Here is a 20,301-nt window from a genome sequence, read left to right on the forward strand (position 1 = left end):
AGGTCACCGTGACATTGCCCGACACGATTCGCCGGTTGCCGATGGACGATCTGTCCTCAGTCGCCGAGCTGGTCGGCGATGCGCACCTGGTGGCAATCGGCGAGAACAACCACCACATCCGCGAGTTCGGCCTCCTGCGCGACCGCATTCTGCGCTTCCTGGTGACCGAGCTGGGCTTCGGTGTCCTCGCCTTCGAGTCAGGTTTCGCCGAGGGCCAGCTGGTCGACGACTGGATTCGCGGCGGTGCCGGCGATCTCGAGACGATCGCGCGGGAAGGGTTCACGTTTCGTTTCGGCGAGGCCACCGAAGTGCGGGACATGCTCGGCTGGCTGCGCGCGCACAACGCCGACGGCGGCGGCGGCCGGGTCCGGTACGCCGGTGTGGACGTGCCCAGCTCGGGCGGCTCGGTGGTGCCGGGCCTTGCGCTCGTACGGGACTACCTCGAAAAGTACGCGCCCACCGAAGTGTCCTATGTGGACGATGCTGTCACCGCCACCGAACCGTACGTCGCGGCGAACAACGCGGTGGCGTCCGGGCGTTATGCCGAGCTGAGCACAGCAAGCCGCGACGCTGCTGCCGCCGCACTCTCCAGGCTGGCGCTCCGGCTGGACGCACTGGAGCCGGGTTCGGACCCGTACGACCACAAAATCGCCCGCCATCACGCTCTCGGAGCGCTGCGCCTGGACGAACAGCTGCGTGAGTTCGTCGCGCTCGGCCAGCCCAACCCGCCCGCTCTGGTGGCGTCCTCGCGCGACATTTACCAGGCGGCGACGGTACGTTTGCTGCGCGAGGTGTTCGGGCCGGACGAGCGGATCGTGCTGATGGTGCACAACGGCCACGCCCAGCGAGTCCCCGATGGAACTGATGCCAGGGGTGCGAACACGTACTGCCGGCAATTATCTCGCCGCCGATTTCGGTACTGACTATGTCGTTCTCGGGATCACCGCCGGCACCGGCAGCACCACTGACCTTCGACTGGATGCGAAGGCTAACCAGGGTTTCGAGGTGTTTTCCCGGCCACTGGACGAGCCCGCCGATGGCAGTGTGGAGCAGGCCGTCCACGCCAGCGCGCCAGTCCTGCTGGATTTTCGTTCAGCGCAAGGGATCGCTGGCCCGTCGAGCATTCGACACGCGTACACGACCATGCGAGTCGACGTGCTGGCCGCCTTCGACGGCCTGATCTACCTGCCCACCATGAGCCCGAGCTCGTTCGTCGCTCCTGATCACTAGTGTGGCGAGGTCGCTTCTGGCGCTGGAGAAGGCAACGAACCTCGGACGCGGGACTCCAACGGACTTTGCTAGGAGTTTCTCGCCGCCCGGGCCCGATAAGCCGCGACCGTCGTCCGGCTCGCGCACGCGTTGGAGCAGAACCGGCGCGTCCGGTTCCGTGACTGGTCCACGAAGTAGTTTCCGCAGCCGGTCGCGGCGCACCGCCCCAGCGTCACCGCCGGATCCCCGGCCGCGACCAAAGCCAATTTGGCGGCGATCTGCTGGCCGAGCCACTGTTTGGCTGGGGCGCCGTTGCGGCTGAAGTGAATGTGCCAGCCGCCGAGGCCGTCGTGGTCGGACAGGTGCATGTCCGGCGGGTAGTCGCGCAGCAAGCGATGGACAGCGGCGGGGGCGACGCCGTCGACCAACTGCGCCAGGGCCGTGCGTACCAGGTCCGGCAGTGCGCCGAAATCGCCGTCCGGCGGCGGAGTGATCTCGTGCTCCGCGAAGAACGCGGCGACCAACTCGCCCTCCTGGTTGAGGGTGCCGGTATTGGCCAGCTCGACGGCGAGCCGCGTTACGTTGCCAGTGTAGTCATCGTAATTCATTTGACCACCTACATCGATGCTGTTTACAGTAGGTTCCATGATAACCGATGACACCTACATAGCTCGTCGCCTGCAGTTGCTCGGGGAGTGGGACGCCGCGCTCGCCGTCTTGGGCCCAGACGCCGATCTCGAGCTGCGCGCAGAAATTGCCGTCGATCGCTGGTTCTTCCAGATCCAGGGCCACGAGGAGGCCAAGAAGGCGGTCGCGGCGCTGGATCCCGCATCGTCGACCGCGCACTTGCTCACGGCGCGACTGGCCTACAGCCGCCTGTTGTTCGGCCGCGACCCCCGCGCTGACGACCGCGCCGTGGCCGAGGCCGAATACAGTGCGGCGGCTGAGAGCGGTGACGAGAAGCAGCGCGGTTGGGCCGAATACCACTGGGGTGTCCTGCTGGACAACATCGACGAGGACACGGCCGGTGCCCTCCCACGCTACGAAATAGCTCTCGAGATCGCGACGAAGTCCGGCGACGACTACTTCGAGTCCTACATCATCCGGCACCTCGCACATCTCAAGGAGCCCGCCGAGGCCACCGCGCTGCTGCGCCGCTCACTCCACCTGCGCGGCGCACTCGGCGCCCGGCCGCAGACAATCGCCGCCCAGGCCGCCCTCGCCGAGGACCTGCCCGAAGACGACCCCGAACGCGCCGAGCTCGTCCAGATTTCCCGCGCGGGTGCGCGAGAACTGCGCATCGGCTGGCTCCTGTCCGACAGCTAGGGTGGGTGTTTCCGGACAATCAGATCAAGTGAGCAGACGCAGGACACTAGAGGCGACCGCAAAGGCCGCGGACGGCCCGCGCGCTGGACTGCTGGAGAGCCCGTTGGGCAAGTGCGGTCGCGGCGGCCATGTCGACCCGACGGACCGCCTGTTTCACCAGTGGAATAGCCGCTGCGGCCACACTCAGCTCACGGACACCGAGGCCGACCAGCAAGGGGACCGCGAGCTCGTCCGCGGCCAGCTCGCCGCAGACCGCCACGTCAATCCGGTCGCCGGCGGCGCGGGTCACGCAGTCGATCAACCGCAGGACGGCCGGATCGGATCGTACGGGTCGGCGAGGCCCGCCACCGCGGCGTTGCCGCGCTCGGCGGCCAGCGTGTACTGGGTGAGATCATTGGTGCCGATGCTGAAAAAGTCCACGTGTGGGGCGAGCGCCCGGGCATTCAGGGCAGCCGACGGGACCTCGACCATCACCCCCACCCGCAGCCCCTGGGCGCGAGTCACCGCTGCCAGCGCGGTGGTCAGCTCGTCCACTGTGGACACCATCGGGAACATCAGGTCGACCGGGTGGTCGCTGGCCACCCGGGCGATCGCGTCGAGCTGGTCGTGCAGGAGTTTGGGCCGGGCCAGCGCGAGCCGGATGCCACGCAGGCCAAGGAAAGGGTTCGCCTCGGCGGCGGTGGCCACATAGGACAGTGGTTTGTCCGCGCCGATGTCGAGCGTACGGAAGGTGATGCGGCGGCCCTGGAAGGTCTCCGCGATGGACCTGTACGCGGCCTCCTGCTCGTCAACGGTCGGCGGCTCCATCCGACCCAGGACAGGAACTCGGTGCGGATCAGGCCGGCCGCGTCGGCACCGACCTGGCGGGCGGTCACCGCGTCCGCCACCGAGCTGAGGTTCGCGGCCACCACGATATGGGTGCCGTCGGTCGTACGCGCCGGCTCGTCCGCCACCGCGATCGCGTCGGTCTGAGCGGCGTCAAATTTTCCGGCCCGCCAAACGAAACCAGCCAGGGTCTGGGCCCGCGGGTCAATCACCAACTCGCCCGTCGCACCATCCATCGCGACGATTTTCCCATCCGCGCGGGCCATTGTGTCCAGGCCAGCAGCGACCACCATCGGAATGCCACGAGCCCGGGCCAGGATCGCGTTGTGCCCGGTCGGACTGCCGGCGGCGAGCACGATGCCGGTGACCAGCTCAGGATCCAGGCCGCTCACGTCCGCCGGAGTGAGGTCCTCGGCGAGCAGAATGCCTGCCCTGGAAGCAAAACCAGTCGGAGTGCCGGCGAGCTGGCGCAGGACCTGGTCGCCCACTGCCCGTACGTCCGCGGCCCTGGCCCGCTGGTAACCGTCCGGCAACGCGGCGAGCTGGTCGCTCATCACCTGCACCGCGCGGTCCCACCCAACCTGCGCCGAACGGCCACCGTCCAGCTGCCGGCGAGCCTGGGCGAGCAACTCGATGTCCTCGAGAAAGAGCAGGTGAGCGGCGAAAATATCGGCCTGGCCGGGGCCTAGCTCGCGCTCGACCTGGTCCCGCCGGCGAATGGTGTCGGCGCGTACGGCCGCGACCGCGTCGGTCAGTCGCAGCCACTCAGCAGTCGGATCACCGGTTGGCTGCGCCGAGACCTGGGGCACCGGGTGGGGGGCGTCCAGGCCGGGCCGATCGCGATGCCCGGCGCGGCAGCCAACGGTCCGGCCCGCTTCGTCCCAGCCCCGCCCCGACCGTCGGTTTCGTCGAAGTTTCGTTCCGCCAGCGCGACAACCGCCATCACTGCGTCGGCGGCCTGCGGTCCGGTGCCGGTGACCTCCAGCAAATCCCCCCTGCGCGGCCCCGATCCCGGTCACCTGGCTGAGGCTGGCCGCCGGGGCCGGCGCGGACTCGGTGGTGAGATCACGGATCCGCAGGTCCGCCTCGAAACTGAGCACCAGCGCGACCAGCTTGGACGCCGGACGCAAGTGCAGGCCGTGCTGATTACGCAGCGCGAAAGTCCCGCGGGCCACTGGTTGCGTGTGCTCGGCGACAGGTTGTTTCGCCGCCAGTGCTCCCAACGCCTGGACCTCGACGGCGTCCAACGACAGCCCTGCGCCGGCCGCGGCGACCGCCACCACCAGCCCTTCCACCAGCGGCGCCGGACACAGCCTCACCCGTACGCGCGTGTCGTGTTCCAACAGCTCCAAGGCCACCTTCGCGGCGATCACGGCGCTGCCCAGATCCGTCAGGACCAGCACGCCTTCCGGGTTGTCCGCCTTCTCGATGGCGGCCGCGATCGACGAAGCGTCGGTGCCATAGGTGTTGTTGTCGAGGCCGGCGGCGATGGCGATCGTCGTGACCGCCTGGCCGTTCGGCATCTCCCGGGCGAACGCCACCGCGGCCTCGGCCAGTGCCCGGCTGTGCGTGACAACGACGATGCTGATCATCACGATCAGCCTACCCAGCGCTACGGCGTCAGACGCGGCTGCCAATGACACGGGTTCGCGGCCCAGCCACCGACCGGTTCTGGGTCGCGGTACCGTCCAGGAAGCTTGAATCTAGTTCGCAAGACCTGACTGGTAGGCGAAAACCACTAGTTGGGCGCGGTCGCGGGCGCCCAGTTTGGTCATCGCTCGACTCACGTGAGTACGGGCAGTGGCCGGGCTGACGACCAACCGCTCGGCGATTTCCTGGTTGCTCAGGCCTTCCGCGACCAGGCTGACCACCTCACGTTCCCGGTCGGTGAGGGTGTGCAGGTACGGGTGCGGCTTGACTGGCCGGGAGGTGTGCGAGACAAACTCGCTGACGACTTTGCGAGTCACCGAAGGCGAAAGCAGCGCGTCGCCGGCGGCCACCAGCCGGATCGCCCGGAGCAGCTCGGCGGGTTTGGTGTCCTTCAACAGAAAACCGCTGGCGCCATGCCGGAGGGCCTCGAAAACGTACTCATCCACTTCGAAAGTGGTGAGGACGATGACCCGAGTGTGTTCCAGTGCCGGGTCGGTCGGCGCTGATCCGGCGGGTCGCCTCCAGGCCGTCGACGCCGGGCATCCGGATGTCCATCAGGACAATGTCCGGCCGGCTTTCCTTGGCGGCGCCGACCGCGGCCAGACCGTCGGCCGCCTCGCCAGCGCAGCTCATGTCGTCCTCACTGTCAATCAGCGCAGCGCGCGCAGGCCGATCCGGACCAGTTCCTGGTCGTCGACGATCAGTACGGTGATCACTCTTCTCCTCCGGTCGGCAGGCTGGCGTGCACCTCGAAGCGGCCGTCATCGGTGGGCCCGGCGGCAAAACTGCCGCCAAGCGCGATGGCGCGCTGACGCATTCCCGGAATGCCCAGCCCGCCGCCCTTGCCCGGCGACCCGTTGACCGCGTTCGTGACGTCGATCACCAGTTCTTCGGTCTGGTAGGCAATCTTGACCGTGGCCTGCCCCGCGCCACTGTGCCGCAGCACGTTTGTCAACGATTCCTGGACAATCCGGTAGGCGGTCAGGTCGACGATGGCCGGCACCGGGCGCTCCGGACCGACGAGATCGACTTCCACGTCGATGCCCGCCTCGGCCATTCGCCGTCGCAAATCCGGCAACCGGGCCAAAGTCGGGGGGCCGGCGCGCGGGCCGCCTCGGCGTCGGTACGCCGTACGACTGCCAGCGTCGCGCGCAGTTCCTCCAGCGCCTCGCTGCTGGTCCGGCTGATCGCCTCCAACGCCAGCTGCGCCTGCTCGGGTTTCTTGGCCATCAAATGCAAAGCCACATCGGCCTGCATCTTGATGGCGGCGAGGCCGTGCCCGACAATGTCGTGCACCTCCTGGGCGACCACACAGGCGCTCCTCGTCGACGTGCTGTCGCAGCGCCTCGGCTCGGTCCCGTGCCACCGACTCGCGCCACTGCCGTACGACGAACCCGCCGGCGTACGGGACAACCACCCACGCCGACACCGGCATCAACCCGAGCAGGTTCTCAATAGCGCCCTGGCGTACGAAAATGTCCAACATCAGCAGCACGATCGCGGCCAGCGCGGCCGGCAGCGAGCGGACCAACGGCAAATGCCGGGCCACCGTGTAGACCACGACAAAAAATGACAACAGGATCGGCCCCAGCACGAAACCGAGCATCAGGTACGCGGAGGTCAGCACGGTGACCGCGGCGAACGTGATCAACGGCCACCGCCGCCGGACCACCAGCACCAACGCGGTGACGATCACCAAGGCGAGGCCGAGATGCCCGGCTGGTGCACCGATGGACGACCATGGGTCGGGGCCGGTGTGCGGCCACGGACCGGAGCCGCCCGGCCGGTGCGCCCCGCTGAGGATAGCCGTGACGGGGACCCCGACCAGGGTCAACGCAAGAAGAGCCAGCGCAAGATCGCCGACCAGCGATCTCGTCACTCTCATGCCCACCCCGATCTCACCGCTACAGCCTGCCTGACGCGGTCGTCGCCGGCATCCTCTCGTGGGCGGCCACGCCCGTACGACACTGGGCGTAGTCGTAAGGTCGAGTGATCATCCAGAGAGAGGCAGCGCCGTGTCCGAGGAACCGACCGCGTACGACCGGCTGCTCGCACTGCTCGACGAGGGCGGCGCGCAGTATCGCGTGCTCGAGCACGCGCCGGAGGGGCGTACGGACGTGGTCAGTGGCTATCGTGGCAACCCCGTCGAGCAGGCCGCCAAATGCCTCGTCGTGATGGTCAAAATCGGTAAGAAGACCAGCCGCTACTTCCTCGCGGTGGTGCCCGGCGACGCTCGGGTGGACCTCGCGGGCCTGAAGGAAAGGGCCGGCGGCACGTACGTCTCCTTCGCTTCCACCGATCGCGCCGAGGCGCTCGCCGGCAGCGTCAGCGGGACCATCCTGCCGTTCGCCTTTCATCCTGATCTCGAGCTCCTGGTCGATCCGGCTTTGCTGGAGCATCAGGAAATCTTCTTCAACGCGGCCCGACTGGACCGGTCCCTGGCGCTGAACACAAAAGACTACATGCGGCTCGCCCAGCCGCGAGTCCAGACGATCACCGCGGCCTGACTCCAACTTAATTTGCCCACAACACAGTTGTGGCCGGTTACCGAGAGCACCCTTAGCGTGATCGACCGTGCCGCTTCACTCGTCATACCGGGTGGTGGCCGCGGTTGTGCTGCTGGTCGCGGTCGGGTTGTTCCCGCAGGCCGGCGTCAGCAGCACAACAGCGGTCATCGGTGACACCGCGCCAAAAACCAGCCAGCCGGCGGTCTGCGAAGGCGGCTTCTACGTGGTCCGCGGCCGGCAGCTGATCCGCTTCGGCTCGGACGGGGTGCAGCACCGGACGATCAGCCAGCTGCCACTGGAAGTCAACGCGCTCGCGTACGCACGAGACCAACACCTCTTCTATGCGATCGGCACCGATCGGCGCGGTGCCCGGGTCATCACCATTGACGAGGCCGGTCACGCCCGGGACCGGGGGCCGGCGCCGCGCGGCACCCGGGACGCGTACGCCGGCGCCATCAGCGGCAGTCATTGGTACGTCCGTGGCGGTGGCGACATGGCCGTGGTCAACATCCAACCGGGACACGGGTTTCTCACTGTCAGCAGGAAAGTACGCCTCTCGGCGCACCCCTATCTGGGCGACTGGGAGATCAATCCCGCGGACGGCGACCTCTATGGGATCGACACGGCCGGCTTTGGCGCCGGCCGGCTCGTCAAGGTGAGTACGAGCAGCGGCCGGGTCACCGTGGTGGCCAAGCCCCAAGGCCTGCTCGGCAACGGATACGGCGCGGTCGCGATCTACGGTGGAGTGCTGCACGCGTTGCACAACGCGACCGGTCGAATGGTCCATATTCCGTTGGGCAGCCCGCAAAAACTGACCTGGTCGACGGTCGGGCTGGCCGGCCTGAACGCGGACGCGGCGAGCTGCCCGCGACCGGCTGTGCCACCACCGCCGCCCGTACCACCGCCGGCCTCGCCCGCACCGTCACCGCACCCCAGCCCTTCCCCCAAGCCAAAACCGCGGCCCCCCCCGACGCCCCAACCGAGACCGAATCCCGCGCAGACCTACTACCAGCCCGACCCGACCGAGCCGCCGGCCACCAGCCCGGCGCCGCCCAGCCCGAGTCCGAGCCACCGTTTTCTGGTACGGGTCACCAAACCGTTCCCCCAGCCGCGTTCCCAGCTGCCGCTGACCTTCGCGGTCTTCCTGGGCCTGTTGGTGCCGGCGCTGATCGTGGCGGCCCGCGGCGCGGCGCACGTGGCGTCCGCCCCCGGCACCGCCGGTGACCTCGCACCCCACCGACCCGAAAGGACGGCAGCCATGATCGTTCTGTTCACCGGCATCGGCGTCGTAGTTCTCGCCGCGGGCATCTCCGTCGTGGGTTTTCTGTTGATTTCCAAGTACGTTCCCGAGCGTTGGCTGGTCGCCGACGCGGACGCGGCCGGTGCGCTTTACGCCAGCATCGGCATGGTTTACGCGATCCTCATCGCGATCGCGGCGATCGCGGTCTGGGAGCCGCACACCGACGCGCGCGAGGCGACCAGTCAGGAAGCGGCTGACCTCATCGAAATCCAGCAGTTGTCGTCGCAACTGCCGGCCGCGAGCCGGCCGGCGATCCACCGGCTGACCGTCACTTACACCGAATCGGTAGTGGCCAGCGAATGGCCGGCACTGCACGACACGCATGCGCAGAGCCCGGAATCCGCCGCGCTTTTCCAGCAGCTACGGACAGCCATCGAGCAGGTCAACCCGTCCAGCAACCAGGAGCAGAGCGCGTACGACGCGGTGCTCGGCCGGATTTCGGACGCCGCCGACGCGCGTCGTACCAGGATTTCCGCGGCGGACAAGTCAATGCCGCCACTGCTGTGGCCGGTGCTGATTATCAGCAGCCTGGTCAGCGTCGGTTTCCTCTATCTTTTCGGGCTGGACCGGACTTTCCCGAATGGCATCATGATGGCCACGGTGGGTGGCATGATCGCGCTAGTGCTGTTCGTGATCTTCCAGATCGAGTATCCGTTCAGCCGGGCGCTGGCCATCGACCCGGCGCCATTCATCCTCGCCCTCCAGCAGATTGGCGGATCGTAGGACCATCCGATGATTACCCACTGGTATCGAACAAGTACCACAAGTGATGATTGATTACTACCGGCTATTTGGCGGATACGCCGTGGTACACCCAGCTCCTACAGTCGGTGGCGTCAATCGCCCACGACGTCCGAAACACAGCAAAGGGCGTGTATTGGGATATTTGCCGAAAATAGCCCCAGGGGTGAGAAGATGGTCTCCGATCTCGACGTGCCACTGGGGAAACGGATCGAGCTGGCACGCCGCCGGCGCGGCCTGTCCCGGGCCGTGCTGGCCGGGCTGGTCGGCCGCAGCGCGGAGTGGATTCGGCAGGTCGAGCGGGACGAGCGGGCAGTGGACCGACTGTCCATCCTGCTTCGGCTGGCCGAGGTACTGAAAATCTCCGACGTGTCCGGTTTTCTGGGCAGCGCGGTGCCACTGGCGCCCCGCCGGAACCTCCCGCGAGTGCCGGTGAACGAGCTGCGCGAGCTGCTTTTCCAGCCGGAACTGACCCACCAACCACACCATGCCGTGGACAACGGCCAGCTGGAAAGGCTGCGCCGGGACGTGATCGACACGTGGACCGGGTGGCAGGATTCGCCACATCGCTACACGATGACGCTGCAGCGGCTCCCGGGTTTGCTGCGTACGCTGGCAGAACTCGGCGAGGCACCGGCCACCGACGGGCTGGCCGCCTGCACGTACCGGCTGGTGTCGGCGGTGCTACGACGGATCGGCGACCAGCCGCTGGCGCTGCTGGCCATTGAGCGCTCGGTGCAGGCGGCCCGCCGGACCGGCGATCCGCTGGCCGAGATCGCCTGCGCCGGCGGCTTCGCGAGCACCCTGCTCAGCCTCGGTTTTCCAGACCGCGCAAGGCAACTCTGTCTGGAGCTGCTGGAAGAGTTGCGTACGAGGGTGTCGTCCGAGACCGTCGAGGAGATTTCGGTGTACGGCGCGATGCAGCTCACCGCCGCCGAGGCCACCGCGGCCGACGACGACCAGGTGGCCGCCGAGCGGCTGCTCGACCAGGCCAGGGCCACCGCCGGCCGGCTGACCGAGGACCGCAACGACCTGCGGACCGGTTTCGGGCCCACTGACGTGGAAATCCATGCCGTCCGGATCGCGCTCACCTTCGGCCGGGCCCGACATGCCTTACGGATAGCCGAAACCGTGGACACCGGGAAGATCCACGCCCGCGAGCGCCGGGCCCGGCACTACATCACCGTGGCGCAGGCGCACGGTCGGGAAAGCAACACGTTCGGCGCGATCTTCAGCCTGCTGAAGGCCGAAGAGGCGTGCCCGGAGGAGATCCGGTTCAGCGCCGAGGCCCGCGATGTGGTGCAGGACCTGCTGGCCCGCGACAATGCGCTCGTACGCACCGACCTGTGGGCTTTGGCGGAGCGTTCCGGCCTCGCCTGAGTTCCCACCGAAGTCGGACGACATGGCAGTCCATAGTGGACATTCATGGCAAGCCGACGATGTTAATGCCGTTTACCGACCGGTGCCGCAACTAAATTTGGAACCCAGCTCGCGCGCCAGCCGATCGGCAAACCGGCTTGTCTACGTACAGCTCCGCCCTCAATACGCTCCGTTTCGTCGTTGTTCCTGAATGGAGTCAGGGCGGCGGCGTCGATTTCGACTTCCGATCGCGATGGGTGGTGTCGGCAGTGACCGTGACGGACCCCGATCTGGGGACTGACCAGGATAAACCGCAGCTGAGTCTGGGGACCGCGGCAGCCCGGAATCTGGCTACCACGACCAAGTCCACGCCGCAGATGCAGGCGATCACCTCGCGGTGGCTGCTGAAAATGCTGCCGTGGGTGCAGGCGGCCGGTGGTGTCTACCGGGTCAACCGGAGGCTGAGCTACACGGTCGGGGACGGCCGGGTCACGTTTGTCAGCACCGGCGCGGACGTACGGGTGATCCCGCAGGAACTGCGCGAGCTGCCGGTGCTGCGGGCCTTCGACGACGAGGCCGCGCTGACCGCGCTGGCCGGGCGTTTCACCCAGCGGGAATTCGCGCCCGGCGAGGTGCTCGCCGAGTTCGGCCACCACGCCGACCAGGTTTTCCTGATCGCGCATGGCAAGATCAACAAACTCGGCACCGGCAAGTACGGCGACCAAACCGTGCTGGGCGCGCTTGCCGACGGCGACTACTTCGGCGACCAGGTGCTGACCGACGAGCAGAGCATCTGGGAGTTCACCGCCAAAGCGGTCACCACCTGCACGGTCCTCGCGCTGTCCCGGCAGGCGGTTTCCGAGCTGCTGGGCCAGATCCAGCCGTTGCGCGAGCATATCGAGCAGGCCAGCACGGTTACCGAGCGAGCACAGAACCCGCAGGGCGAGGCGGAAATCGAGTTGGCGTCCGGGCACGAAGGCGAGCCCGACCTGCCCGGCACCTTCGTCGACTACGAAACATCTCCGCGGGAATACGAGCTGAGTGTCGCGCAGACCGTGCTGCGCATTCACAGCCGGGTCGCCGATCTCTACAACGAGCCGATGAACCAGGTGGAACAGCAACTCCGGCTGACCATCGAAGCATTGCGTGAACGCCAGGAACACGAGCTCGTCAACAACCGTGATTTCGGCTTGCTGCACAACGCCGACCTCCAGCAGCGCATCCAGACCCGGACCGGCCCACCCACCCCCGACGACTTCGACGACCTTATTTCCACCGTGTGGAAGGAACCCACGTTCTTCCTCGCGCACCCACGGGCGATCGCCGCCTTCGGCCGGGAATGCAGCCGTCGTGGCGTCTACCCGTCCAGTGTGGACATGGGCGGGCAGCTGGTCCCGTCCTGGCGCGGCATCCCGGTGCTTCCCTGCAACAAGCTGGAAGTCAGCTCCACCCGGACCACCTCTATCATGCTGATGCGGGTTGGCCAGGAGCAGCAGGGCGTCATCGGCCTGCACCAGATCGGCCTGCCGGACGAATATCGCCCCGGACTTTCGGTACGGTTCATGGGCATCAGCGAGAAGGCGATCCTCTCCTATCTGGTGAGCGCGTATTATTCGGCGGCCGTGCTGGTGCCGGACGCGCTTGGCATTCTGGAGAACGTGGAAACCGGCCGGGAGGACTGACCCGTGTCGGTTTCCGAGTCCGACCTTGAGGTGGACGAAAAACCCAGACTCAGCCTCGGTACGGCTGGCGCCCGGGCCCTGTCCACGACCACCAAGTCCGTTCCGCAGATGCAGGGCATCACCCCGCGGTGGCTGCTGAAGAAGCTGCCGTGGGTGCAGGTCTCCGGCGGTGCGTACCGCGTCAACCGACGGCTCACCTACACCGTCGGCGACGGCCGGGTGACCTTTGTGAGCACCGGCGACCAGGTCCGCGTGATTCCGCAGGAACTGCGCGAATTGCCGCTGCTGCGTGATTTCACCGATGACGGCGTGCTCGGCGCACTGGCCAGCCGGTTCGAACAGCGCGCGTACGCGGCCGGTGACATCATCGCCGAGGCCGGCCAGCCGGCCGACCGGGTTTACCTGATCGCGTACGGCAAAGTCAGCAAGCTCGGGACCGGCCAGTACGGTGACGAGATGCTGCTGGGCGGGCTCGCCGACGGCGACTACTTCGGCGACCAGGCCCTCGCCGGCCCGGCGATCTGGGAGTTCACCGTGAAAGCGGTGACACCGTGCATCCTGCTGGAGCTGCCTTTCCAGTCCTTCCAACAGATGAACGGCCAGTCCGAACCACTGCGGGCGCACATCCAGGACGTGCTGTCCCAACCGCGACCGGCCCAGAATCCCCGCGGCGAGGCGGAGATCTCGCTCAGCTCTGGGCATTCCGGCGAGCCGGACCTGTCCGGCACGTTCGTGGACTACGAAACCTCGCCTCGGGAATACGAGCTGGCGGTCGCGCAGACCGTGCTGCGCATCCACACCCGGGTCGCCGATCTCTACAACCAGCCGATGAACCAGGTCGACCAGCAGCTGCGGCTGACTGTTGAGGCACTGCGGGAAAGGCAAGAATACGACCTCATCAACAACCGCGATTTCGGCCTGCTCTACAACGCGGATCTCAGCCAGCGCATCCAAACCCGCAATGGTCCACCGACCCCGGACGATCTCGACGATCTGGTGTCCCGGCGGCGCAAGACGCGGTTCTTCCTGGCTCATCCACGAACCATCGCCGCCTTCGGCCGGGAATGCACCAGTCGCGGCCTTTACCCCGACCCGGTGGAAGTGGATGGCCGGATGATGATGGCTTGGCGGGGTGTGCCGATCTTCCCGTGCGACAAGATTCCGATCACCGAACAAAACACCAGCTCGATTCTGGCGATGCGGACCGGCGAGAGAGAGAGCCAGGGCGTGATCGGGCTGCACCACGCCGGCCTGCCGGACGAGCGCGAGCCCGGGTTGAACGTACGTTTCATGGATATCAGCGAGAAAGCCATCCTCTCGTACCTGGTCAGCGCGTACTATTCGGTTGCCGTGCTGGTCCCGGATGCCTTGGGGGTCCTCGAAAACGTCGAGTTGGGCCGATGACGATCGTCGAGGTCACGGCGGCCGGGCGGTCCGCGCACGAGATGCTGGACGCCGCCCGGCACACCGTCGAGCCGACCCTGCGGGCGGCGGTGGGGACGCTGCCCGCGTCGATGGCCCGAATGGCCGGCTATCACTTCGGGTGGTGGGACGAATACGGCACCGCGGTCCGGGCCGGTGGCGGGAAAGCGTTGCGGCCCGCACTCGTACTGGCCGCCGCCAAAACCGTCGTCGGCTGCACCGGCCCGGACGCGGTGCCAGCGGCCGCCGCGGTGGAACTCGTCCATAACTTCTCGCTGGTTCACGACGACGTCATCGACGGCGACGAGACGCGTCGGCACCGAGAGACGGTGTGGAAGTTTTTTCGGTGCCAGCCCAGCGATCCTCGCCGGTGACGCGCTGCTGATGCTGGCCCTGGACGTGTTGGCCCACTGCGAGCATCCGGCTACCCCGCAGGCGATGCGGACACTCGGCGCGACCGTCATGGAGCTGTTGGACGGGCAGAGTGCCGATCTCGCGTTCGAGTCACTGTCCAATGTGGACCTCAGCGAATGCCTGACGATGGCGGAGCTGAAAAACGGGGCGCTGCTCGGTTCTGCCTGTGCCCTCGGCGGTCTTTACGGCGGGGCAACGGCACCACAGCTCGGTCACCTCACCGCTTTCGGGCGGCAGTTGGGCCTGGCTTTCCAGCACGTCGACGACCTGCTCGGCATCTGGGGAGATCCGACGGTCACCGGCAAACCGGTCTTCTCGGATCTGCGCAACCGCAAGAAAAGCCTGCCGGTGGTCGCGGCGCTGACCTCCGGCACCCCGGCCGGCGACGAACTTTCCCAGCTCTACCACCGGGAGCGGCGGCCACTGACCGAGGCCGAGCTGAACCGAGCCGCGCAGCTCGTGGACCTGGCCGGTGGCCGGGACTGGAGTCAGGACCAGGCGGACGACCTGCTCGTCCGAGCCCTGCACGACTTACACGCGTGTGCCGCCCAAAACCGGGCGGACGCGGACCTGACCGCGCTCGCCCAGCTGGTTGTCCAACGCGATCGCTGAAGAATATCGCTGAAATCCGGAAGAGGAGGGCCCATGCCCACGCTCGTCGACGTGGAAAGCCCGGCCTGGCAGGCCGTCGCTGGGCCGCGGACCGTGCTGCTGGCCGCACCGCGGTCCTTCTGCGCCGGCGTCGAGCGGGCCATCGAGATCGTGGAATGCGCGCTGGCGCAACGAAAAGCCCGGTCTACGTGCGCAAGCAAATCGTCCACAACGCGCACGTGGTGGCCGATCTGCGGGAGCGCGGCGCGATCTTCGTCGACGAGCTCGACGCCGTACCAGACGGCGCCACGGTCGTCTTTTCCGCCCATGGCGTGTCCCCCGGCCGTACGCGCCGAGGCCGAGCGGCGGGCCATGACAGTGATTGACGCGACCTGCCCGTTGGTCACCAAGGTGCACGCGGAGGCTCGCCGGTTCGCCGCCCGCGGCGACACCGTGGTCCTCATTGGACACGCCGGCCACGAGGAAGTCGAGGGCACCGTTGGCGAGGCACCGGACCGTACCGTACTGGTGCCCGAGGTGTCCGATGTGGACAGTCTGGAGGTCGAGGACCCGAGCCGCGTGTCGTATCTGACCCAGACCACCTTGGCGGTGGACGAAACCACCGAAGTGGTGTGGAGGCGCTGAAAAAAACGGTTCCCGCAGCTGCGTGGCCCCGCCTCCGACGACATCTGTTATGCCACCACGAACAGGCAGGAAGCGCTGAAAGCGATCGCCGACGAGGCCGACCTGGTGCTGGTGGTGGGCTCGCTGAACTCCTCCAACTCACGCCGGCTGGTGGAGCTCTCGCTGCGCCGTGGCACCCGTGCCCACCTCATCGACGACGTGGGCGGCCTCAGCCCGGACTGGCTCGCCGGCGTACGGGTGGTCGGCCTGACCGCCGGCGCCTCGGCTCCCCATCACCTCGTCGACCAGGTCATCGACACTTTGTCAGCACTCGGCCCGACCACCGTCGAGGAACGCGAGACCACTCGCGAAACCGTCCACTTTGGACTCCCTCGCGGGGTCAGTCGCCCGAGCTGAAAGCACTGTCGAAGGAGGTCGCGGACGGCTCGATCTTGGTGAGTCTACGGACGAAAGCCAGTGCGTCCGGCGCACCCGCCAGCCGGTCCATGCCGGCGTCCTCCCACTCCACGCTGATCGGGCCGGTATAGCCGATCGAGTTGAGCATCCGGAAAACTGGCTCCCATGGCACGTCTCCATGCCCGGTGGACACGAAATCCCAGCCGCGCCGCGGATCGCCCCACGGCAGGTGCGAACCCAGCCGACCGTTGCGGCCATTCAACTGCTTGACCGACTCCTTGCAGTCCACATGGTAGATGCGATCCTTGAAATCCCACAGAAAACCGACCGGATCCAGGTCCTGCCAGACGAAATGACTGGGGTCGAAGTTCAGCCCGAAGGCTGGCCGGTGCCCGATCGCCTCCAACGTCCGTACGGTGGTCCAGTAGTCGTACGCGATTTCGCTGGGATGCACCTCGTGCGCGAATTTCACGCCGACCTCGTCGAAAACGTCCAGGATCGGATTCCACCGGTCCGCGAAGTCCTGGTATCCGCGCTCGATCATCTCCGGCGGCACCGGCGGGAACATCGCCACGGTGTGCCAGATCGACGAGCCGGTGAAGCCGATCACCGTGTCCACGCCGAACTTCGCGGCGGCCCGAGCGGTGTCCTTGATCTCGGCGGCGGCGCGCTGCCGCACGCCTTCGGGATCACCGTCGCCCCACAGCCGGGCCGGCAGGATGTTCTGGTGCCGCTCGTCGATCGGATGGTCGCACACCGCCTGCCCGATCAGATGGCAGGAGATCGCCCACACCTTCAGGCCGTGCTCCTGGAGCACGGCCTTTTTTCTTTCCACGTACGAATCGTCGGCGAGAGCCTGATCCACCTCGAAATGGTCACCCCAGGTGGCGATTTCCAGGCCGTCATAACCCCACTGCGCGGCGAGCCGGCAGATCTCGGCGAACGGCAGGTCGGCGAACTGCCCGGTGAACAGGGTGACGGGGCGCGGCATGAGCTCTCCTGTCGATGATTTTCTTACGTCAGCGGAATATCGACCCACAGCGATCGGCTCTCGGCACTGTCCTGGACCGCGGCGAGCACCCGCTGGATGCCCAGACCGTCCTCAAAGGACGGTGCCGGATCCGTACCGCTTTCCACCGCCAGCAGGAAATCCCGGATCTCGTGGGTGAAGGTGTGCTCGTAGCCGAGGCCGTGACCGGGCGGCCACCAGGCACCGATGTACGGGTGGTCCGGCTCGGTCACCAGGATCCGCCGGAAACCGGCCTCGGCGGCCGTCGGTCGGTGCCGTCATAGAAATGCAGCTCGTTCATGAACTCGAAGTCGAAGGCGAGACTGCCGGTCGACCCGTTCACCTCGATCCGCATCGCGTTCTTGCGTCCGGTCGCGAACCTGGTCGCCTCGAAACTCGCCAGCCCCCCGCCATCGAGCCGTCCGAAGAAAAGCGCCGCGTCATCCACCGTGACCGCACCCTTTTCGGTGCTACCGGTGCCAGACAGGCCAGTCGCCGCACTCGGCAACGGCCGCTCCTTCACGAAAGTCTCGGTGAGCGCGGAAACCCCGGTGAGCCGCTGCCCGGTGACGAACTGGGTCAAGTCGATGATGTGCGCGCCAATGTCGCCCAGCGCCCCGGACCCGGCCGATTCCTTCCGCAGCCGCCACACCAGCGGGAACTCCGGATCCACGATCCAGTCCTGCAGATACTGCGCCCGTACGTGCGCGATCCGGCCCAGTCGACCGGCCGCGATCATGTCCCGCGCCAACGCCAGCGCCGGCGTCCGCCGATAGTTGAACCCCACCATCGCCCGAACCCCACGCTCACGCGCGGCCCGAGCGGCGGCGACCATCTCCTCGGCCTCTTGAACGGTGTTCGCAAGTGGCTTCTCACACAACACGTGTTTCCCGGCCGCCAGCGCCGCGATCGCGATCTCCGCGTGAGTGTCCCCTGGCGTACAGATGTCCACGATGTCGACATCATCGCGGCCAAGGACCTCGCGCCAGTCCGTGCCCGCCTGCGCCCACCCCAGCTTGCCGGCCGCCGCCTCCGCCGCGTCCCGGGTCCGCCCGTACAACACCTTCATCTCGGGCACCACCGGAACGTCAAACGCCCGATGCACGGTGCGCCACGCCTGCGAATGCGCGGCCCCCATGAACGCATACCCGACCATCGCGACCCCGAGCGTCTTCTTCCCCGCCAAGCTCACTTGTCCTCTTCTGGTCGTCTTTCGCTGCGTTATAGCGGATTCCCGCTCTCATCGTTTCGCGCTGTACTGTACCGATCATGTCAAGGATTCCGCAGGGTCCGCGTCCAAAGTCCGCAACGCCCCGCACTTGCGTCACGTCACCGGAATCCAGACTCGCATGGCGCCCAGTTCCCTGTTGCCCCAAGCGAAATACGGCACCGCCAGGAGCGAGACCCGCTCCCCCAGCTGCGACCGCACCCCGTAGGGCCAGCCCGAAAAATCACCGCGCTCGCGCACCCATCCCGCGGCGGCGACCGTCACCACACCACCCAACACATCCGGCTGCCACTGCGTTTTCGTTGCCACATCGAGAACAACGTCGTCAAGTCGGACGCCTGGAGGCTGATCGACGGCTTCCAGGCAATAGACGATCGGCCCGCGTTCCAGCGCCGCGCATCCACGTACCGCATCCACCCGGGAGTCAGCCACCGTCGTACGCACCAAAAGCTGGAAATCAACGACCACGACATCGCCGGCGGTCCAGCCACGCGTGACCCGCAAATACCCGTCTACCGGCTCGATATCGAGAGGGACCCCGTTGACCACAATGGACGCTCGACGGCACCAGTGTGGCATCCGCAGGCTCAATGTCCACGGATCGTCGCTGGTGTGGGAAACCTCCACCGAAACCGTGCCCTCCCAGGGATAGCGCGTACGCACTCGCACCTGGGCAGGCCCTCCGCCGTACGAGCCGGTTGCGTACTGGTGGAGTTGCAGTCCGGACTGGTCCGAGGTGGCCGCGTAGTGGTCCACCGTGGACAGCAGCCGCATGATGTTCGGCGGGCAGCAGGCGCACTTGAACCACGGCTGACGGCCGGTGACCGGATGGTCATCCCGGACCTGCAGCGGGTTGACGTAGAAATAGCGTTTCCCATCCAGCGAAACACTGCCGGCGAATCCGTTGTAAAGAGTTCGCTCGATCAGGTCGCCGTAGCGAGATCGACCGGTCAGCAGCAGAAGTCGCCAACTCCACTGGATCGATGCGATGGCCGCGCAGGTCTCGCAGTAGGCCCGCTCCGGCGGCAGCTCATACGGATCGCCGAAGGACTCGTCGTCGTGGTGGGCGCCGACGCCGCCGGTGAGGTACGTACGGGTGGCGACCATATCCTCCCATTGCCGCTCCATCGCCTGCCCGAGCTCGCCGTCGCCAGTCTCGATGGCGATGTCGGTGACACCGGCATTGAGATAGAGCTGGCGTACGGCGTGGCCGGCCACGGTTTTGGCCGTACGCACCGGTTCATGGTCCTGGTAGTAGCTGGCCGGGAAGGACCTGTCGCCGATCAGCCCGTGCCCACGCCGGTCCACCAGGATCCTGGCCAGGTCGAGATATCGAGTCGTGCCGGTCTGCCGGTAGAGCTCAACCAGCGCGGTCTCGATTTCCGAGTGGCCGTCGATGCCTTCGCGGCCGTCCGGACCGAAAACCGTGTCGAGATGGTCGGCCAGCCGGCAGGCCACCGCCAGCAGTGCCATTCCGCCGCTGGATCGCGCGTCGGCCACCGCGGCCTGGATCAGGTGCCCCGCGCAATAAAGCTCGTGTCCGAAGTCGAGTTCGGCGAACCGCGCCTGCGGCTTGAAGACCTGGTAGTACGAGTTCAGGTATCCGTCTGGTTGCTGGGCTTGGGTGATCAGCTGGACGAGATGGCCAGCGTGCGTCTCAAGGCTGGGCCCGAACTCCCAGGCCGCCGCTTCCAGCCATTTGTGCACATCTGAGTCCTGGAACGGATATTTTCCGCGGTACGCCCCAGTCGTTCGGCCAGCGGCGAGCCGCAGGTTGGCCAGGTTGCCGGCCTGCTCCAGCTGGCGCAGCCCCGCCGGGATACCGACCTCGCGATTGGCGCGCTTTCGCCGCGACCAGAACCCCCCGAGGATCCGGGCCTCGGTCATCGGCCGTAACGTGGCACGGGCCGCCGGGCCGAGCAGCACCGGCCCTGTGCTGACAAAAAGATCGCTATCCGACATAAGCTCCCCTGTCGGGCGGTAAACTGGCGCGGCAA

21 protein-coding genes and 3 pseudogenes are annotated in these 20,301 nt (G+C 67.0%); 13 read left to right on the plus strand and 11 right to left on the minus strand.

Annotation, left to right across the window (positions count from 1 at the left end):
- Positions 1-8 precede the first annotated feature (8 nt).
- A complete protein-coding gene (locus GNX96_RS20865) occupies positions 9-923 on the plus strand; it encodes an erythromycin esterase family protein (RefSeq protein WP_279580994.1) in 915 nt (304 codons plus the stop codon).
- Positions 874-1,230 (plus strand): erythromycin esterase family protein, encoded by a 357-nt coding sequence (locus tag GNX96_RS53730; protein WP_279580995.1) that lies wholly within the window; start codon positions 874-876, stop codon positions 1,228-1,230. Before GNX96_RS20865 ends, GNX96_RS53730 begins: the two co-directional genes overlap by 50 nt.
- Before the next feature lie 68 nt (positions 1,231-1,298).
- Here the strand turns inward: GNX96_RS53730 and GNX96_RS20870 are convergent, their stop codons facing one another.
- Complete coding sequence (locus GNX96_RS20870) at positions 1,299-1,817, minus strand: CGNR zinc finger domain-containing protein (RefSeq protein ID WP_163569366.1); 519 nt, start codon at positions 1,815-1,817, stop codon at positions 1,299-1,301.
- Positions 1,818-1,926: 109 nt separating this feature from the next.
- Here GNX96_RS20870 and GNX96_RS20875 point away from each other — a divergent pair, with 109 nt between their 5' ends.
- Complete coding sequence (locus tag GNX96_RS20875) at positions 1,927-2,535, plus strand: hypothetical protein (protein ID WP_279580996.1); 609 nt, start codon at positions 1,927-1,929, stop codon at positions 2,533-2,535.
- Between the two features lie 46 nt (positions 2,536-2,581).
- On the opposite strand, the gene GNX96_RS53735 is transcribed toward GNX96_RS20875, so the two are convergent.
- From GNX96_RS53735 to GNX96_RS64315, 6 genes and pseudogenes are all read right to left on the minus strand, one after another.
- On the minus strand, positions 2,582-2,836 hold the full coding sequence (locus GNX96_RS53735; protein ID WP_279580997.1) for a putative PEP-binding protein: 255 nt from the start codon (positions 2,834-2,836) through the stop codon (positions 2,582-2,584).
- Entirely contained in the window at positions 2,833-3,342 is a 510-nt protein-coding gene (locus GNX96_RS53740) for a putative PEP-binding protein (protein WP_279580998.1), read from the minus strand. Before GNX96_RS53740 ends, GNX96_RS53735 begins: the two co-directional genes overlap by 4 nt.
- A 71-nt stretch (positions 3,343-3,413) precedes the next feature.
- A pseudogene (dhaM, locus tag GNX96_RS53745) lies at positions 3,414-4,952 on the minus strand (dihydroxyacetone kinase phosphoryl donor subunit DhaM); the annotation flags it as partial.
- A gap of 111 nt (positions 4,953-5,063) precedes the next feature.
- Positions 5,064-5,726, minus strand: a pseudogene (locus tag GNX96_RS20885) (response regulator transcription factor).
- A complete protein-coding gene (locus GNX96_RS64310; protein WP_390624091.1) occupies positions 5,723-6,013 on the minus strand; it encodes a sensor histidine kinase in 291 nt (96 codons plus the stop codon). The pseudogene GNX96_RS20885 and the gene GNX96_RS64310 overlap by 4 nt, the downstream one beginning before the upstream one ends.
- Complete coding sequence (locus GNX96_RS64315) at positions 5,992-6,267, minus strand: histidine kinase dimerization/phosphoacceptor domain-containing protein (RefSeq protein ID WP_390624098.1); 276 nt, start codon at positions 6,265-6,267, stop codon at positions 5,992-5,994. The genes GNX96_RS64310 and GNX96_RS64315 overlap by 22 nt, the downstream gene beginning before the upstream one ends.
- A gap of 73 nt (positions 6,268-6,340) precedes the next feature.
- On the opposite strand from GNX96_RS64315, the gene GNX96_RS64320 reads away from it, so the two are divergent.
- The 10 genes and pseudogenes from GNX96_RS64320 to GNX96_RS20925 all read left to right on the plus strand — a co-directional run bounded on the left by GNX96_RS64320 (position 6,341) and on the right by GNX96_RS20925 (position 16,067).
- The gene (locus GNX96_RS64320; RefSeq protein ID WP_390624092.1) at positions 6,341-6,583 is read left to right on the plus strand and encodes a hypothetical protein; all 243 of its coding nucleotides are present in this window, start codon (positions 6,341-6,343) and stop codon (positions 6,581-6,583) included.
- A 55-nt stretch (positions 6,584-6,638) separates the two neighbouring features.
- Positions 6,639-6,929 carry a hypothetical protein gene (locus GNX96_RS64325; protein WP_390624093.1) on the plus strand — a complete coding sequence of 97 codons (291 nt, stop codon included), beginning with the start codon at positions 6,639-6,641 and terminating at the stop codon, positions 6,927-6,929.
- Between the two features lie 96 nt (positions 6,930-7,025).
- Positions 7,026-7,517, plus strand: a complete 492-nt coding sequence (locus GNX96_RS20895) for a YbaK/EbsC family protein (protein ID WP_163569368.1) — start codon at positions 7,026-7,028, stop codon at positions 7,515-7,517.
- Between the two features lie 67 nt (positions 7,518-7,584).
- A complete protein-coding gene (locus tag GNX96_RS20900; protein WP_279581000.1) occupies positions 7,585-9,540 on the plus strand; it encodes a bestrophin-like domain in 1,956 nt (651 codons plus the stop codon).
- Positions 9,541-9,732: 192 nt separating this feature from the next.
- Positions 9,733-10,938, plus strand: a complete 1,206-nt coding sequence (locus GNX96_RS20905; RefSeq protein ID WP_163569370.1) for a helix-turn-helix domain-containing protein — start codon at positions 9,733-9,735, stop codon at positions 10,936-10,938.
- Between the two features lie 248 nt (positions 10,939-11,186).
- Positions 11,187-12,599, plus strand: a complete 1,413-nt coding sequence (locus GNX96_RS20910; protein WP_163569371.1) for a family 2B encapsulin nanocompartment shell protein — start codon at positions 11,187-11,189, stop codon at positions 12,597-12,599.
- A gap of 3 nt (positions 12,600-12,602) precedes the next feature.
- A complete protein-coding gene (locus GNX96_RS20915) occupies positions 12,603-14,003 on the plus strand; it encodes a family 2B encapsulin nanocompartment shell protein (protein WP_279581001.1) in 1,401 nt (466 codons plus the stop codon).
- Positions 14,000-14,395 (plus strand): polyprenyl synthetase family protein, encoded by a 396-nt coding sequence (locus GNX96_RS53750; protein ID WP_279581002.1) that lies wholly within the window; start codon positions 14,000-14,002, stop codon positions 14,393-14,395. Before GNX96_RS20915 ends, GNX96_RS53750 begins: the two co-directional genes overlap by 4 nt.
- A 10-nt stretch (positions 14,396-14,405) precedes the next feature.
- Positions 14,406-15,047, plus strand: coding sequence for a polyprenyl synthetase family protein (locus GNX96_RS53755; protein WP_279581003.1), 642 nt, complete (start codon positions 14,406-14,408; stop codon positions 15,045-15,047).
- Positions 15,048-15,080: 33 nt separating this feature from the next.
- Positions 15,081-16,067: pseudogene (locus tag GNX96_RS20925) on the plus strand (4-hydroxy-3-methylbut-2-enyl diphosphate reductase).
- Here GNX96_RS20925 and GNX96_RS20930 read toward each other — a convergent pair.
- From GNX96_RS20930 to GNX96_RS20940, 4 genes are all read right to left on the minus strand, one after another.
- A complete protein-coding gene (locus tag GNX96_RS20930; RefSeq protein WP_163569372.1) occupies positions 16,051-17,058 on the minus strand; it encodes a sugar phosphate isomerase/epimerase family protein in 1,008 nt (335 codons plus the stop codon). The pseudogene GNX96_RS20925 and the gene GNX96_RS20930 overlap by 17 nt on opposite strands.
- 23 nt (positions 17,059-17,081) lie before the next feature.
- Entirely contained in the window at positions 17,082-17,309 is a 228-nt protein-coding gene (locus GNX96_RS53760) for a hypothetical protein (RefSeq protein WP_279581004.1), read from the minus strand.
- Entirely contained in the window at positions 17,306-18,268 is a 963-nt protein-coding gene (locus GNX96_RS20935; protein WP_279581005.1) for a Gfo/Idh/MocA family protein, read from the minus strand. The genes GNX96_RS53760 and GNX96_RS20935 overlap by 4 nt, the downstream gene beginning before the upstream one ends.
- 132 nt (positions 18,269-18,400) lie before the next feature.
- Complete coding sequence (locus tag GNX96_RS20940; protein WP_163569373.1) at positions 18,401-20,266, minus strand: glycoside hydrolase family 127 protein; 1,866 nt, start codon at positions 20,264-20,266, stop codon at positions 18,401-18,403.
- Positions 20,267-20,301 lie beyond the last annotated feature (35 nt).

Origin of the sequence: Fodinicola feengrottensis, from assembly GCF_010993775.1 — a bacterium.
GTDB lineage: Bacteria > Actinomycetota > Actinomycetes > Mycobacteriales > HKI-0501 > Fodinicola > Fodinicola feengrottensis.

Bases quoted from the DNA above. Each gene is read 5' to 3' on its own strand.
- GNX96_RS53740 (WP_279580998.1), bottom strand. From the start codon at position 3,342: ATGGAGCCGCCGACCGTTGACGAGCAGGAGGCCGCGTACAGGTCCATC.
- GNX96_RS20905 (WP_163569370.1), top strand. From the start codon at position 9,733: ATGGTCTCCGATCTCGACGTGCCACTGGGGAAACGGATCGAGCTGGCA.
- GNX96_RS20930 (WP_163569372.1), bottom strand. From the start codon at position 17,058: ATGCCGCGCCCCGTCACCCTGTTCACCGGGCAGTTCGCCGACCTGCCG.
- GNX96_RS53750 (WP_279581002.1), top strand. From the start codon at position 14,000: ATGACGATCGTCGAGGTCACGGCGGCCGGGCGGTCCGCGCACGAGATG.
- GNX96_RS53755 (WP_279581003.1), top strand. From the start codon at position 14,406: ATGCTGGCCCTGGACGTGTTGGCCCACTGCGAGCATCCGGCTACCCCG.
- GNX96_RS20940 (WP_163569373.1), bottom strand. From the start codon at position 20,266: ATGTCGGATAGCGATCTTTTTGTCAGCACAGGGCCGGTGCTGCTCGGC.
- GNX96_RS20870 (WP_163569366.1), bottom strand. From the start codon at position 1,817: ATGAATTACGATGACTACACTGGCAACGTAACGCGGCTCGCCGTCGAG.
- GNX96_RS64315 (WP_390624098.1), bottom strand. From the start codon at position 6,267: ATGCAGGCCGATGTGGCTTTGCATTTGATGGCCAAGAAACCCGAGCAG.